At 68.0% G+C, this 14,934-nt stretch carries 12 protein-coding genes; 4 read left to right on the top strand and 8 right to left on the bottom strand.

Features of this window, described 5'->3' with window-relative positions; all coding sequences use genetic code 11:
* The first annotated feature begins 67 nt into the window (after positions 1-67).
* Positions 68-1,273 carry a low temperature requirement protein A gene (locus E0H75_RS14420; protein ID WP_131513993.1) on the top strand — a complete coding sequence of 402 codons (1,206 nt, stop codon included), beginning with the start codon at positions 68-70 and terminating at the stop codon, positions 1,271-1,273.
* 44 nt (positions 1,274-1,317) lie between these two features.
* On the opposite strand, the gene E0H75_RS14415 is transcribed toward E0H75_RS14420, so the two are convergent.
* The 6 genes from E0H75_RS14415 to gcvT form a co-directional block, all read right to left on the bottom strand.
* Positions 1,318-2,400, bottom strand: a complete 1,083-nt coding sequence (locus tag E0H75_RS14415) for an ABC transporter ATP-binding protein (protein ID WP_131513992.1) — start codon at positions 2,398-2,400, stop codon at positions 1,318-1,320.
* A 19-nt stretch (positions 2,401-2,419) separates the two neighbouring features.
* Positions 2,420-3,583 (bottom strand): ABC transporter ATP-binding protein, encoded by a 1,164-nt coding sequence (locus E0H75_RS14410; RefSeq protein WP_420323291.1) that lies wholly within the window; start codon positions 3,581-3,583, stop codon positions 2,420-2,422.
* Complete coding sequence (locus E0H75_RS14405) at positions 3,580-4,572, bottom strand: ABC transporter permease (protein ID WP_131513991.1); 993 nt, start codon at positions 4,570-4,572, stop codon at positions 3,580-3,582. The genes E0H75_RS14410 and E0H75_RS14405 overlap by 4 nt, the downstream gene beginning before the upstream one ends.
* A gap of 97 nt (positions 4,573-4,669) precedes the next feature.
* Positions 4,670-6,430, bottom strand: a complete 1,761-nt coding sequence (locus E0H75_RS14400; protein WP_131513990.1) for an ABC transporter substrate-binding protein — start codon at positions 6,428-6,430, stop codon at positions 4,670-4,672.
* Between the two features lie 41 nt (positions 6,431-6,471).
* Positions 6,472-7,479 (bottom strand): ABC transporter permease, encoded by a 1,008-nt coding sequence (locus tag E0H75_RS14395; protein WP_131513989.1) that lies wholly within the window; start codon positions 7,477-7,479, stop codon positions 6,472-6,474.
* A 380-nt stretch (positions 7,480-7,859) separates the two neighbouring features.
* Positions 7,860-8,966 carry a glycine cleavage system aminomethyltransferase GcvT gene (gene gcvT, locus E0H75_RS14390; protein WP_131513988.1) on the bottom strand — a complete coding sequence of 369 codons (1,107 nt, stop codon included), beginning with the start codon at positions 8,964-8,966 and terminating at the stop codon, positions 7,860-7,862.
* A gap of 99 nt (positions 8,967-9,065) precedes the next feature.
* Between gcvT and E0H75_RS14385 the strand changes: the two genes are divergently transcribed.
* On the top strand, positions 9,066-10,559 hold the full coding sequence (locus E0H75_RS14385; RefSeq protein ID WP_131513987.1) for a leucyl aminopeptidase: 1,494 nt from the start codon (positions 9,066-9,068) through the stop codon (positions 10,557-10,559).
* Here E0H75_RS14385 and E0H75_RS14380 read toward each other — a convergent pair.
* Positions 10,548-10,880 carry a cupin domain-containing protein gene (locus E0H75_RS14380; RefSeq protein WP_131513986.1) on the bottom strand — a complete coding sequence of 111 codons (333 nt, stop codon included), beginning with the start codon at positions 10,878-10,880 and terminating at the stop codon, positions 10,548-10,550. The genes E0H75_RS14385 and E0H75_RS14380 overlap by 12 nt on opposite strands.
* Before the next feature lie 127 nt (positions 10,881-11,007).
* Positions 11,008-11,325: a hypothetical protein gene (locus tag E0H75_RS14375; protein ID WP_131350737.1), complete on the bottom strand. Its 318-nt coding sequence runs from the start codon at positions 11,323-11,325 to the stop codon at positions 11,008-11,010.
* Positions 11,326-11,481: 156 nt separating this feature from the next.
* On the opposite strand from E0H75_RS14375, the gene lpdA reads away from it, so the two are divergent.
* Positions 11,482-12,870: a dihydrolipoyl dehydrogenase gene (lpdA, locus tag E0H75_RS14370; RefSeq protein ID WP_131513985.1), complete on the top strand. Its 1,389-nt coding sequence runs from the start codon at positions 11,482-11,484 to the stop codon at positions 12,868-12,870.
* A gap of 139 nt (positions 12,871-13,009) precedes the next feature.
* Positions 13,010-14,908: a 2-oxoglutarate dehydrogenase, E2 component, dihydrolipoamide succinyltransferase gene (sucB, locus tag E0H75_RS14365; RefSeq protein ID WP_131513984.1), complete on the top strand. Its 1,899-nt coding sequence runs from the start codon at positions 13,010-13,012 to the stop codon at positions 14,906-14,908.
* Positions 14,909-14,934: the final 26 nt, after the last annotated feature.

Raw genomic sequence — 14,934 nt, 5'->3', positions numbered from 1 at the left:
AGCGGGAGCCCACCGTTCCAATCAGCGATCCCGTGAGACGGCGCCGGCGGGTGGCAGGATGTGCGCCATGGCGGCATCCAGGAGATCCATCCGGGCGTTGAAGACCAGTGCGGACCAGTCGGTCACCACGCTGGAACTGTTCTTCGATCTCGTCTTCGTCTTCGCGTTGACGCAGATCACCGCGCTGATGGCGCACGACCTGAACTGGCACGGCCTGCTCCGCGGGATCCTGCTGGTCGCGCTGCTCTGGTGGAGCTGGATCGGCTTCTCCTGGCTGTGCAACCTCGTCAAGGCCGACGAGGGCTCGGTCGCCGGCGTCCTGCTGCTGTCGATGGCCGCGATGTTCCTGATCGCTCTCGCGATACCCGAGGCCTTCCATGACCTGCCCGGCGGTCTGTCTGGCCCGGTGGTCATCGCCTGTGCGTACTTCGCCTTCCGCGCGCTGCACCTGATCCTGTTCTGGCTGATCGCAGACGGCGACCCGGTGCTACGCCGTACCCTGATCCGCTTCGCACCGTCGATGCTCTCCGCTACGGCGCTCCTGCTGATCGCGTCGCAGTACCACGGGAGGACCCAAACGTTGCTGTGGGCAGCGGCACTGGCGGCGGACTACGGAGGCACCTATCTGATCGACGCGCGCGGCTGGCGGTTCCGGTCGGCGGCCCACTTCGCCGAACGGCACGGCCTCATCGTGATCATCGCGCTCGGCGAGTCGATCGTCGCGATCGGCGTCGGCGTCACCGACCTGCCGATCTCCTGGCCGATCCTGCTCGCGTCCCTCCTCGGCCTGATGGTGTCCGCTGCGCTCTGGTGGATCTACTTCGACGCGACCGTGCGGTACGGCGAACGCGCCCTGGAGCACGAGCCACCCGAGACCCGTCCCAAGCTCGCCCGCGACGCGTACACGTTCCTGCACCTGCCGATGGTGATCGGCATCGTCCTGCTCGCCCTCGGCCTGAAGAAGGTCCTGGAGTACGTCGGCGACACGGAGCACCATCACCTGGACGATCCGCTGAAGGGCGGCGGACTCTTCGCGCTCTTCGTCGGCGTCGCCCTCTACCTGCTCGGCCATGTCGGGTTCAAGCGCCGGACCGTGCACCAGTGGAGCGCGTCCCGGCTGATCACGGCCGCTCTCGTGCTGATCGCCATACCGCTGGTCGCGAGCGTGCCGGCGCTCGGGCAACTCGCCGTACTCGCTGCTCTGCTGACGGTGCTGGTCGCGTTCGAGTCGGTCCGCTTCGCACAGCAGCGGGACGAACTGAAACACGGATGAAGAAGGGCCCCCGCAGCTGCGAGGGCCCTTCTTTGCAACGGGTTTCAGGCGGTGGCGGCGGTCAGGTCGACCTTCGGCTCCGCGAAGTGGCAGGCTGCGGCGTGGCCGGCGCTGGAGTGGGCCTTCGGCTCGAGCAGGGGCTCCTGCGTCGCGCAGATGTCCTCGGCCTTCCAGCAACGGGTCCGGAACCGGCAGCCGCTCGGCGGGTCGATCGGCGAGGGGACGTCGCCGACCAGCCGGATCCGCTCCTTCGGCGGGACACCACGGATGGTGCCCAGGTCCGGAGCCGCGGACAGCAGCGCCTGGGTGTACGGGTGCTGCGGAGCGCCGTAGATCTGCTCGCGGGAGCCCTGCTCGACGATCTTGCCCAGGTACATCACCGCGACCTGGTCACAGAAGTGCCGGACCACGCCCAGGTCGTGGGCGATGAACACGAACGCGATGCCGAGGTCGCGGCGCAGGTCCTCCAGCAGGTTCATCACCTGGGCCTGGATGGACACGTCCAGCGCGGACACCGGCTCGTCGGCGATGATCACCTCCGGCTCCACCGCGAGCGCCCGGGCGATGCCGATGCGCTGGCGCTGGCCGCCGGAGAACTCGTTCGGGTACCGGTTGTGGTGCTCGGGGTTCAGGCCCACCCGCTCCAGCAGTTCCTGGACCCGGTCGAGCTCCTTGCCCTTCTTCACCAGGTTGTGCACGCGCAGCGGCGTACTGATGATGTTGCTGACCGTCTGGCGCGGGTTCAGCGAGCTGTACGGGTCCTGGAAGACGATCTGCAGCTGCCGCCGGAACGGGCGCAGCTCCCGCTCCTTCAGGTGCGCGATGTTCGTGCCCTTGAACAGGATCTCGCCCGCGGTCGGGGTGAGCAGCCGGGTGATCATCCGGCCGGTCGTCGACTTGCCGCAGCCGGACTCGCCGACCAGCCCCATGCTCGCGCCGGCCTTCAGCTCGAAGCTCACGCCGTCGACGGCCTGGACGACCTTCTTGGTCCGGCCCAGCCCGGCCGCTTCCTTGATCGGGAAGTACATCTTGAGGTCCCGGACCTGCAGCAGCGGCGCGCCGGAGTCCTTCGCAGTGCTGCCGGACGGAACGCTGTCGACCTTGCGCACAGTGTTGTTGTCGCTCATCTCTCTCCTCAGCCCCCTGTCAGCTCAGTCTCGGCGCGACCTCGGCCGCGTAGATCGTGGCCTTGTCGTGCAGGTGACAACGGGCTGTGTGGGCACCGGCGCCGTCCACCGGCAGCAACTCCGGCAGTTCGGTGGTGCAACGCTCACCCTTGACGCGGTCCTTGTACGGACAGCGCGGGTTGAAAGAACATCCGTCGGGCAGGTTCAGCAGGCTCGGCGGCAGACCCTTGATCGGGCGCAGCCGCTCGTTGGCCGCCGACACCGTCGGGATCGACTCGAGCAGACCCCAGGTGTAGGGCATCCGCGGGTTGGCCAGCACATCCTCGGCGGTGCCGTACTCGACACAGCGGCCGGCGTACATCACCAGAACGTCGTCGGCCATCTCGGCTACCACACCCAGGTCGTGGGTGATCAGCACGATCGCGGAGCCGAACTCCTTCTGCAGGTTGTTCAGCAGATCCAGGATCTGCGCCTGCACGGTGACGTCCAGCGCGGTCGTCGGCTCGTCGGCGATGACCAGCTTCGGGTCGTTGACCAGACCCATCGCGATCATCGCGCGCTGCCGCATACCCCCCGAGAACTCATGCGGGTACTGCGAGAAGCGGCGCTGCGGGTTCGGGATGCCGACCAGGTCGAGCATCTCCAGAGCACGCTTCTTCGCCACGTCCTTGGACACCTTGTGGTGCACCCGGTAGGCCTCGGTGATCTGGTTGCCGACCGTGTACAGCGGGTGCAGCGAGGACTGCGGATCCTGGAACACCATCGCCACCGCGTCACCGCGGATCTTCATCAGCTCGTTCTCCGGCAGGCCGACGATCTCGTCGCCGCCGAGCCGGATCGAGCCGGTGATCCGGGTCCGCTTGCGATCGTGCAGGCCCATCACGGCCATGCTGGACACGGACTTGCCGGAGCCGGACTCGCCGACGATCGCCAGCGTGCGGCCGAGCGGAACCGAATAGCTCAGTCCGTTCACGGCGCTGACCAGCCCGTCCGCGGTCGGGAACTGGACCGCCAGGTCCTCGACCACCAGATACGGCGTCTCGCCGCTGGGGTTGATCGAACCCTGCCGGCGCTCACGGGTAGCGACCGACGGACCACGCTTCGCGGCCGCCGTCGCCTCCGACTCGCCAGCTGCGCTCTCGACCATGCTGTCCTTCCGGTCTTCAGGGGCGGGGGTGCTCACGTAAGCCTCACCCGCGGGTCGATCAGGCTGTAACTGATGTCCACGAGGAAGTTCATCGCGACCAGGATGACCGAGGCCACCAGTACGGTGCCCATGATCACCGGCAGGTCGTAACTGTTCAAGCTGTCCAGCACCAGCACGCCGAGGCCGGGCAAACCGAAGATCTTCTCGGTGAAGATCGCGCCGCCGAGGCTGGTGGCCACATCGAGGCCGAAGATCGTGATCACCGGGATCAGGCCGGACCGCAACGCGTGCTTGTAGGTGACCACCCGGTCGGACAGGCCCTTGGCCCGCGCGGTCCGGATGTAGTCCTCGCTCAGCGTCTCGACCATGGAGCCACGGGAGTACCGAGCGTAGGAGGTGCAGCTGTAGATGCCGAGCACCAGCCACGGAGTGAGCAGGCCGGCGAACCATTTCCCGATGTTCTCCGACGGTGGATGCCATTCTCCCCGGGGAAGGATCGGGTACAAGATCGTCAGATACAGCGCGACCATCAGCGCCACGATGTAGTAGGGGACCGAACTGACCACCAGCGTGCTGGTCATCAGGCCGCGGTCGCCCAGGGTGCCGCGTCTCTTCGCCGCCATCGATCCGACGAAGACGCCGATGGTGAGTACCAGGACCGCGTAACCGGCGACCAGCGACACCGTCACCGGGAGCCGGGACTTGAGCATCTCGGTGACCGGGCGGTCGTTCTTGAACGAGAAGCCCAGGCACGGCGCGGCGCAGTGCTGGGTGACGCCGGAGGTGGTGAAGTCACGGCCGGTGAAGATGCCCGCGGTGTACTCCGCGAACTGCTGAACCTTCGGCCTGTCCAGGTGAAGGTTCGCCTTGATCTCGTTGTAGCGCTGCTGGGTGCAGTTGCGCTCGCCGCAGATCGCGCCGGCCGGGTCCGTGGGCGCGACGAAGAACAGCGCGAAGGTCGCGATCAGCGTAACCAACACGACACTGAGCGCGCTGACCATACGGCGCGCCACGAAGTAGAGCACGGGCTTGTCTCCTCACCGATCGGAGTGGTGCCCGGACAGTGATCCGGGCACCACTCCACCGTTCATTGACTGACTACTGCTTCAGAACGGGCCTCGATCAGGGCTGCTTCAGGTAGATCGAGGTGAACTCGGGCAGACCCTGTGTCGGGTCGTTGATCGCGTGCCCGATGTTCTTGCCCATCGGAGCCTCGGTGTTGGAGTAGTACAGCGGCAAGGCCGGGAGGTAATTCTCCAGGATGTCCTTGTCGACGTTCGTCCACTCCTTCAGCTGCTCGTCCGGAGTCTTCGCCGAGACCGCGTCGATCTTGGCGTCCAGCGCCTTGTCCTGCAGCTGGCCGATGCTGTTGCCCAGGGCAATCGCGTCCGAGCGGAACAGGACCGGGAACCAGCTGGTGCCGGACGGCCAGTCGGAGCACCAACCGGTCGGGGTCTTGCCGATGTTGACCGGAGCGTCCTGGTTGCCCACGTAGGTACGCAGCTTGGCCTTCGGAACACCGATCGTCTTGACCTTGAAGCCGGCCTTCTCGAACACCTGCTGACGCAGCTGGCTGCTCTGGGTCGAGATCGGGTCGTCGATCGAGAAGTACCAGCTGAGCTCGAAGTTGGCCTTGCCCAGCTTGCCCAGCTCGGACTTGATCTCGGCGGCGACCGCGTCGTCCTCGGCGCCCTTACCAGTGCCGTTCAGACCCGGCAGTTCGTACTTCACGAAGCCCGGGACGGCCGGCGGCAGGATCGTCGACGCCGGCGGGTCGGTGGCCGGGTTCAGACCGGCGACCTTACGCCACGAGTCGTACGGGTAGGCCTTGGCGATCAGCTTGCGGACCTCGAGCGGGATCTTCCGCGTGTCCATCGGGTAGGTGATGGTGCACGGGGACGGGCCCTTGACGAGCTGCGACTGGTCCTTGACCTCGGACAGCAGGGTGCTGTCCAGGTTGGAGTAGTTCAGCGCGTTGGCGTCCGGGCCGGAGCTGGCCAGGACCTGACGCTGAGCCTTGATGGTGTCCTGCGCGAACTTGAAGTCCCAGGCGTCCACGTACTGGTGCCGGACCGGGTCCGAGTTCGGGTCCCAGCTCGGGTTCTTCGACAGCTTGAGCTCGGTACCCGGGACGTACGAGTCGACCTTGTACGGGCCGGTCGACATCGGGCGCTGCTCGTAGTTCTTCTGCGTGTCCTTCGCCTGCGGGATCGGCGTGAACATCGGGAACGCCACGTAGAACGGCAGGTCGTCGAACTTCTTCGCCAGCTTGATGACCAGCGTGCTTTCATCCGGCGTCTCGACACCCGCGTAGTTCGCGCCACCGGCGCCGTACGGGCCCTTGTACGTGTCGCCGTCCTTGAAGAACTGCAGCTGGTACGTCGGTCCGGCGTCGTACAGGTCGTGGGCGAAGGAGCGCTTGATCGCGTACGCGTAGTCGGCGGCCTTCACCTCCGTGCCGTCCTGGTACTTGATGCCCTTCTTCAACTTGAAGGTCCAGGTCAGGCCGTCGGCCGACTTGGTACCCAGGTCCTCGGCGAGGTCCGGGACGAGGACCGGCTTGTGGCTGTCCCCGTCGAGCCGGTACTGGGTCAGCGTGCGGAACATCAGCTTGCTGATCTGGTTACCGTCGGTGTAGTAGATGTTCGTCGGGTCGAAGGTGTCCGGCGTGACGTCGGACAGCACCGTGACGGTGCCACCCTTCTTCGCTCCGTCGACTTCCGCGGCCGGGCCCTTCGCAGTGGCGTCAGTCGCCTTCTCCTGGGCGCCACCCAGGTCGCCCTGCCCACCACTGTTGGTTCCGCTGTTCGAGGACGGGCTGCCACAGGCCACGGCGGCCAACATGACCGTCGCCGCGACTGCGGTGATCCGTTTCCACTGCATGATCGGGTTTCTCCTTTTCTGCCGCTGGGGCAATCGCCGAACTACCGGCGAGTCTTGGGGTCGAAGGCGTCCCGGATCGCGTCTCCGAGCAGGGCCAGGGACAACACCAGAACGGTGATCCCGATCACTGGCAACCAGAGGTAGAGCGGGTCGGCCTTGAACCAGTTGGTGGCGACGGCGATCGTCTGACCCCACGAGGGGATCGGCTCGACCAGTCCGACGCCGAGGAACGACAGTCCGGCCTCCGCGGTCACATACGCGGGCAACGACAGCGAGGCCGAGATGACGATCGGTGCGACCAGGTTGGGCAGCAGTTCCTTGAACAGGACCTGCCGGGTCGGGACACCGATCGCCTTGGCGGCGAGCACGAACTCACGCTCGCGCAGGGACAGGACCTCACCGCGGATGATCCGGGCCAGACCTGCCCAGCCGAAGAACGACAAGACGAAGATCAGGACGTAGAAGCGGATCTGCGCCTGCTCCTGCGGGGTCAGGTTGAACGAACCGCCGCGCATCGACTCGACGATCGGCACCAGCGCGATCGCGAAGAGCAGGTACGGAAGGCTCAGCACGAAGTCGACCAGCCACGAGATGACCCGGTCCACCCAGCCGCCGAGGAAGCCGGCCAGCAGGCCCATCACGACACCGACGACGGTGCCGAACAGGGTCGCGAGGAAGGCGATGATCAGCGACGGACGGGCGCCGTACACCCAGCGGGCGAAGCTGTCGCGGCCCGTCTTCGGCTCGACCCCGAACCAGTGGTCGGGACTGAAGGAGATCGTCGGATAGCCGAACTCGTCGACGAGGTCGGTGTGGAAGGTGCTGTAGTTCTGCCCCTCCAGCTTGGCCAGCAGCGGTGCGAACACCGCAATGAGGATGAAGAACACCACGATGGACGCACACGTCACAGCGACCTTGTCCTTGCGCAGCCGGTCGAATGCGATCCGGCTCGGCGACTTGCCGTGCGGCGTCGCTGCGGTCCGTACCGGTTCAGCCGACGCCGGGTGGTCCTCGACACCTACGGTCGAGCCTGGTGACCCAATACTCATTCGCGCTCCGTCAGCTCTGTCAACCGGATTCGGTCTGGTGATCCGGCACATATCGGGTGGATATCGTGCCGAGCCTTTGCTCTGTGGGCGACTCCGTCAAATCCCCTTGACAGCGCCGATCCCCCACAACCGGCGCAAGCCTGCCTGACACTGTGACACCAAACCAGCGGTGCCCGGCACCAGTGCACAAATCGTTACCGGAACGGGTACCGGAACGGAACATTTGCCCCGCGACGTCACTATCTGTGCTCATTCATTCGCAAAACGCGTCGGCACAGCACCGACAGTGGCCAATTTGTGCCAACTTATAACACTCGGTGACGACGGAACACATTCTGTGTCCGGTTGCTCACCGTAGTCACATCTTGGCCCGAGGACCTTCAGCTCTCCCGAACGTGCACGGTGACGAAGGGTGGCTTGACCACATCGAAGGTCTCCTGCCGGCCACGGATGTCGACGACCACCTGGTCGCCTTCCTTCACCGTGGCGTCCAGCAGCGCGAGCGCGATGCCCTTCTTCAGCGTCGGTGAGAACGTTCCGGACGTCACCTCGCCGAGAGTGGTGCCGGACTGGTCCAGCACGGTCATGTGCGGCCGCGGAATCCCCCGTCCGGCGGCACGCAGGCCGCGTAGGATCCTGGCCGGTCCACGCTCCTTCTCTGCGCGCAGCTCCTCGTCGCCCCAGAAGCGCTCCTTCTTCCACCCCACAGCCCAGCCGGACCGCGCCTGCACCGGGGTGATGTCCGGAGTGATGTCCTGGCCGTGCAGCGGGTACCCCATCTCGGTCCGCAGCGTGTCCCGCGCTCCCAGTCCGGCCGGGACGATCTCGTACGAGGCCCCGGCAGCCAGCAACGCGTCGAACACCGCAACCGCGGCCTGGTTCGGTACGACGAGCTCGTATCCGCGCTCGCCCGTGTATCCGGTGCGGCAGACCACAACCGGCGTACCGGCGAACTCGGCCGTCATGAAGGACATGTAGTCGTGGCCGATCGGCAGGCCGATGGCGGACACCACGTCGTCGCTGTTGGTCCCCTGCACCGCGAGGATGGCGTAGTCGTCGTGGGTGTTGGTCACCACGACACCCTCCGGCGCATCCGCCTGCAGCAGCCGGACCACCTCGGCGGTGTTGGCCGCGTTCGGGATCAGGAACACGTCGTCGTCGGCATGCAGGTAGGCGATCAGGTCGTCGACCACTCCCCCGCGCTCGTTGCAGCACAGTGTGTACTGCGCCTGTCCCGGCGCGATCTTGCCCAGGTCGTTGGTCAGGCAGGAGTTCACGTACGCCGCTGCCCCCGGCCCCTTCACTGTCGCCTTGCCCAGATGGCTCACGTCGAAGACGCCCACAGAGGTGCGCACCGCGGTGTGCTCGGCGACGACACCGCTGTACTCCAGCGGCATCTCCCAGCCGCCGAACTCGGCGAACTTGGCGCCGAGCGCGACGTGGCGCTCGTGCAACGGGGACTTCTTCAATTCGACTGACGCGGTCATGGAGCGGAACTTACCCGACGCGTAGCATGCGGAGGCAGCATTCACGTACCGTCACGGCCGGCCGTCTGCCCGGCGCGGTCAAGGAGGACTGAGGATTTCGTGAGCACCATCACCCTGAGCAAGTCCGATGCGGCCGGTGTCAAGACCGACGCCGTGGTCATCGGCGTGGTCAAACTCGGCGGCGGCGTCACCCTGCCCGCCGGCACCGAGTCGCTGAACGCCGCGTACGGCGGGAAGCTGGTGGAGGTGCTGTCCGACCTCGGCGCCACCGGCAAATCCGGTGAGGTCACCAAGGTGCCCGGCCCGAAGCCGGCCAAGTCGCCCAGCCTGATCGCGGTCGGTCTCGGCCCGGCCCCCGACGGCGAACTGAAGACCGAGGACCTGCGGGCCGCGGCCGGCACCGGCGTACGCGCCGCGAAGACGGCCCACTCCGTCGCGCTCGCGCTGCCGACACCCGACGCCGAGTGCATCCGCGCGGTCGCCGAGGGCGCGCTGCTCGGTCGCTACTCGTTCACCGCGTACAAGTCGGAGAGCCCGTCCGACGTCCCCGGCAACCTCATCGTGCTCACCGACCTGGCCCGGACGAAGGAAGCCAAGGCCGCGCTCGAGCGGGCCGAGGTGACCGCCGACGCGGTGCACCAGGTGCGCGACTGGGTCAACACCCCGCCGTCGGACCTGCACCCGGTCGAGTTCGCCGCGCAGGCGCTGAAGCTCGGCAAGGAGTACGGCGTCAAGGTCGAGGTGCTGGACGAGAAGGCTCTGGCCAAGGGCGGGTACGGCGGCATCCTCGGCGTCGGCCAGGGCTCGACGAATCCGCCGCGGCTGGTCCGGCTGAGCTACACACCGAAGAAGCCGGTGACGCACCTGGCCTTCGTCGGCAAGGGCATCACCTTCGACTCCGGCGGCCTGTCGCTGAAGACCTCCACCGGCATGGTCAGCATGAAGTCCGACATGGCCGGCGCCGCCGCGGTAATCGGTGCGACCGTCGCGATCGCGCGCCTCGGGCTGCCGGTCCAGGTGACCGCGTACGCCGCGATGGCCGAGAACATGCCGTCCGGATCCGCAGCCCGCCCGTCCGACGTACTCAACATGTACGGCGGCAAGACGGTCGAGGTGCTGAACACCGACGCCGAGGGGCGGCTCGTACTCGGTGACGCACTGGTCCGCGCGTCCGAGGACGAGCCCGACCTGATCATCGACGTGGCCACCCTGACCGGTGCCTGCGTCGTTGCCCTGGGCACCAAGGTGGCCGGCGCGTTCGCGAACACCGACGCGGCCCGGGACCGGGTGGTCGACGCCGCGGTCACCGCCGGCGAGGCGATGTGGCCGCTGCCGATCCCGTCCGAGATGCTGGACAAGCTGAAGTCGCACTCCAAGGTCGCGGACCTGGCCAACATCACCGGCGAGCCCTGGGGCGGCGCGCTGGCCGCGGCCGCGTTCCTCGGCGACTTCGTTGCTGAGGGCATCGACTGGGTGCACCTCGACGTGGCCGGACCGGCCTTCAACGACGGCGGACCGTCCGGCTACACCCCCACCGGCGGCACCGGGTACGCCGTACGCACGTTGGTGGAACTGGCCGCCTCAGCGAGCTGAGTAGCGGATTTCGAGCATCGTGCAGCCGTCGGCCGTCGTGTACGGGCCGTGCGGCATCCCCGGCGGCCGGCAGGCGTAGTCGCCGGGGCCGAAGGTCTGCTCGAGGGTGAGATCCGTCAGCGAACCCTCGAGCAGATAGACCTCTTCGACGTACTCGTGCCTGATGACCCCGGCGCCCGACGTGGTGCCGGGGTCCCATCTGGCCAGCCGGGTCAGGTCGCCGTTCTCGTTGTCGCGGCTGAGCACCTTCTCGGCGATGCCTCCACCTGCGTCCGTCCACTCGAGATTGCCGGTCGCGAAGAACTCACGCTGATCCTTCATCCACCTCAGTCCCAGGCCGGTTCGGGGCTTTGCGTGGGCACCGGCGGTCCGGCGTAAAGCAACCGGCGAAGCGCCGAAGGCGAGCTACCTGCACCCGCCAGCGGCGGCCGCGGCAGCGCGACGCGCCTCAGCTCAGCCCGTTCTTCTTCATCCGCGCGTTGTATTCGCGCATCCGAGGCGGGTAGCCGACCACCGCCGCGTCGTACGACGGGATCCCCAGCTTGTTGGCGAAGTTGTGCGCCCACTGGACCGACGGCACCCGGCGACGCGTCCACTCGCCGTCGATGGCGACCAGCAGCAGGGTGTACTCGGTCACCGCCGTCCGCGGCTCGACGAACCCCTCGACGCCCTGGCGGGTTTGGGCGAACTCCCGCAGGTGCGCCTGATCCGGATTCTCCGAACGGCGCATCGTGCCCGGCTTCTGCCGGCGACCGAACCACTTCATGGGGAAAGTATCCCTAACACCACAACTCCAGGCACCCAGCGGCACGCCCGCCGACCGGCCCGGCGGTGGCGCCCGGCCCCGGCGGTGAAAAGATGTCGCCGGGCCGGAACCGCGATCCGGGGCCGGCCCGCCGACCAGACGCCCACGGAGGAACCTGTGACGAACACGGCAGACAGCGGTACGACGTACGACCTGGTGATTCTTGGCGGTGGCAGCGGTGGCTACGCCGCCGGACTGCGGGCCGCGACGCTCGGCCTGTCCGTGGCCCTGGTGGAGAAGGACAAGGTCGGCGGGACCTGTTTGCACCGTGGGTGCATCCCGACCAAGGCCCTCCTGCACGCCGCCGAGGTGGCCGATTCGGCCCGCGAAGGTGAACAGTTCGGCGTCCGCACCACGCTCGAGGGCGTGGACATGGGCGGGGTGAACAAGTACAAGGACGGCGTGGTCGACCGGCTGTTCAAGGGCCTGCAGGGTCAGTTGAAGGCTCGTGGCATCACCGTGATCGAGGGCGAAGGCCGCCTCACCTCCCCCACCACCGTGCAGGTCGGCGACACGACGTACACAGGTAAGAACGTCATCCTTGCCTCCGGCTCGTACTCGCGGTCCTTGCCGGGCCTGGAGCTCGACGGCGACCGGGTGATCGCCAGCGAGCACGCGCTGACGCTGGACCGGGTCCCCGAATCCGCCGTCGTTCTGGGTGGCGGCGTGATCGGCGTCGAGTTCGCCTCCGCCTGGACCTCCTTCGGGACCAAGGTCACGATCGTCGAGGCGCTGCCCCGGCTCGTCCCGGCGGAGGATGCCGACGCGAGCAAGGCCCTGGAGCGGGCGTTCCGCAAGCGCAAGATCGCGTTCAAGACCGGCACCAAGTTCGAGTCTGTCGCCGTGACCGATTCCGGCGTCAAGGTCAGCGTCGCGGGCGGCGAGGTGATCGAGGCCGAGGTGTTGCTGGTCGCGGTCGGCCGCGGACCCAACACCGCCGGTCTCGGCTGTGAGGAGGTCGGAGTCGCGCTCGACCGTGGCTTCGTCACCGTCGACCAGACGCTGCAGACCAGCGTCCCCGGCGTCTACGCGGTCGGTGACATCGTGCCGGGTCTGCAACTCGCTCACCGCGGCTTCCAGCAGGGCATCTACGTCGCCGAGCACATCGCCGGGCTGAACCCGACTCCGATCGACGAGGCCGGCATCCCGCGGGTGACCTACTCCGAGCCGGAGGTCGCGTCGGTCGGTCTGACCGAGGAGCAGGCCAAGGCGAAGTACGGCGAGGTCGAGACAGTGAACTACCCGCTCGGTGGGAACGGCAAGAGCCAGATCCTGAAGACCTCCGGGTTCGTGAAGCTGGTCCGCGCCAAGGAGGGCGCGGTCGTGGGCCTGCACATGGTCGGCTCGCGGGTCGGCGAACTCATCGGCGAGGCCCAGCTGATCTACAACTGGGAGGCCTACCCGGCCGACGTCGCACCGCTGATCCACGCCCACCCGACCCAGAACGAGGCCCTGGGCGAAGCCCACCTCGCGCTGGCCGGAAAGGCACTGCATTTCCACGATTGAGATGGTCGGGCAGCCACTGGACTGTCCGAGTAGGTTTGAGGCCGCGGGGCGGGCGCGTCCGCTGTAACCCGGATCCCGCTCGCTCCGGCGGCCCCGTAGGCTGACACTCGACCGATCAGACGAAGGAGCAACGACCGTCATGCCGACCTCTGTATCCCTGCCGGCCCTCGGGGAGAGCGTCACCGAAGGAACCGTCACCCGCTGGCTCAAGCAGGTCGGCGACACGGTTGCCGTCGACGAGCCCCTGCTGGAGGTCTCGACCGACAAGGTCGACACCGAGATTCCCTCGCCCGTGGCCGGCACTCTGCTGGAGATCAAGGCTGCCGAAGACGAGACCGTCGAGGTCGGCGCCGAGCTCGCCGTGATCGGCGACGCCGGCGAGAGCTCGGGCTCCGCCCCGGCCGACTCCGCGCCCGCCGAGGCCGAGGCTGCTCCGGCCGAGGCTGCTCCGGCCGAGTCCGCCCCGGCTGAGGCTGCTCCGGCTGAGACCGCTCCGGCTGCCGAGGCTCCGGCTCCTGCCGCCGAGGCTGCACCCGAGCCGCAGGCCGCGCCGGCACCCCAGGCCGCCCCGGCCCAGTCCTCCGGTAGCGGCTCCGCCTCCGGTACGTCGGTGACGCTGCCGGCGCTCGGCGAGAGTGTCACCGAGGGCACGGTCACCCGCTGGCTGAAGCAGGTCGGTGACGACGTGGCGGTGGACGAGCCGCTGCTCGAGGTCTCCACGGACAAGGTCGACACCGAGATCCCGTCGCCGATCGCGGGCAAGCTGCTCGAGATCAAGGTCGCCGAGGACGAGACCGTCGAGGTCGGCGCCGAGCTGGCCATCGTCGGCTCCAGCGACGCCGCCCCGGCCTCCTCCCCCGCGCCCGCCGCAGCTCCGGCCGCCTCGGCCCCGGCCCAGGCTGAGGCCCCAGCTCAGGCCGCGCCCGCTCCGCAGGCCGCCCCGGCACCGCAGGCCGCCCCGGCTCCGCAGGCCGCTCCGCCCGCTCAGGCCCCGGCCGCCCAGGCTCCGGCCCCCGCCGCTCAGCCGCCTGCCGCCGCGCCGGCCCCGCAGGCCGCCCCGGCTCAGGCTCCTGCCGCTGCCCCGGTCCCCGCGTCGGCGAACGGATCGTCGTCCGACGGCCCGAACTACGTCACCCCGCTGGTCCGCAAGCTCGCGGCCGAGCACCAGGTCGACCTCAACGCTGTCCAGGGCACTGGCGTCGGCGGCCGGATCCGCAAGCAGGACGTGATCGCCGCAGCCGAGGCGAAGAAGGCCGCTGCGGCCGCACCCGCCGCCGCCCCGGCAGCCGCCGCTGCTCCCACGGCGAAGGCTCCCTCCATCAGCCCGCTGCGCGGCACCACTGAGAAGATGAGCCGGATCCGCAAGGCGATCGCCGCCCACATGGTCAACTCGCTGAAGGTTTCGGCCCAGCTGACCACCGTGGTCGAGGTCGACGTGACCGAGATCGCCAAGCTGCGGAACGCGAAGAAGGCCGACTTCGAGGCCCGCGAGGGTGTCAAGCTGTCCTTCCTCCCGTTCTTCGCGCTCGCCGCGGTCGACGCGCTGAAGCAGTACCCGAAGCTGAACGCGTCGATCGACGAGGAGAAGGGCGAGATCACCTACCACGCCGCCGAGCACCTCGGCATCGCGGTGGACGTGGAGCGGGGCCTGATGGTGCCGGTCGTGCACAACGCCGGCGACCTGAACATCGCCGGCCTGGCGAAGCGGATCGCGGACCTGGCCGACCGCACCCGCAACAACAAGGTGCTGCCGGACGAGATGGCGGGCGGCACGTTCACCATCACCAACACCGGCAGCCGGGGCGCGCTGTTCGACACCCCGATCCTGAACCAGCCGCAGGTCGGCATGCTCGGCACCGGCGCCGTGGTCAAGCGCCCGGTCGTCATCACCCACCCCGAACTCGGCGAGACGATCGCGATCCGGCAGATGGTCTACCTGGCGCTCACCTACGACCACCGACTGGTCGACGGCGCCGACGCTGCCCGCTACCTGACCGCCGTCAAGCAGCGCCTCGAAGAGGCCCAGTTCGACGTCTGATCCGTTGATGGCGCCGGTGTCCGTCT

Origin of the sequence: Kribbella capetownensis (assembly GCF_004331485.1) — a bacterium.
Taxonomy (GTDB): domain Bacteria; phylum Actinomycetota; class Actinomycetes; order Propionibacteriales; family Kribbellaceae; genus Kribbella; species Kribbella capetownensis.
This window is presented reverse-complemented; position numbering and strand designations above follow the sequence as displayed.

Coding starts and splice junctions, on each gene's coding strand:
- sucB (WP_131513984.1), top strand. CDS start 13,010: ATGCCGACCTCTGTATCCCTGCCGGCCCTCGGGGAGAGCGTCACCGAA.
- E0H75_RS14395 (WP_131513989.1), bottom strand. CDS start 7,479: ATGAGTATTGGGTCACCAGGCTCGACCGTAGGTGTCGAGGACCACCCG.
- E0H75_RS14375 (WP_131350737.1), bottom strand. CDS start 11,325: ATGAAGTGGTTCGGTCGCCGGCAGAAGCCGGGCACGATGCGCCGTTCG.
- E0H75_RS14400 (WP_131513990.1), bottom strand. CDS start 6,430: ATGCAGTGGAAACGGATCACCGCAGTCGCGGCGACGGTCATGTTGGCC.
- E0H75_RS14420 (WP_131513993.1), top strand. CDS start 68: ATGGCGGCATCCAGGAGATCCATCCGGGCGTTGAAGACCAGTGCGGAC.
- gcvT (WP_131513988.1), bottom strand. CDS start 8,966: ATGACCGCGTCAGTCGAATTGAAGAAGTCCCCGTTGCACGAGCGCCAC.
- E0H75_RS14380 (WP_131513986.1), bottom strand. CDS start 10,880: ATGAAGGATCAGCGTGAGTTCTTCGCGACCGGCAATCTCGAGTGGACG.
- E0H75_RS14415 (WP_131513992.1), bottom strand. CDS start 2,400: ATGAGCGACAACAACACTGTGCGCAAGGTCGACAGCGTTCCGTCCGGC.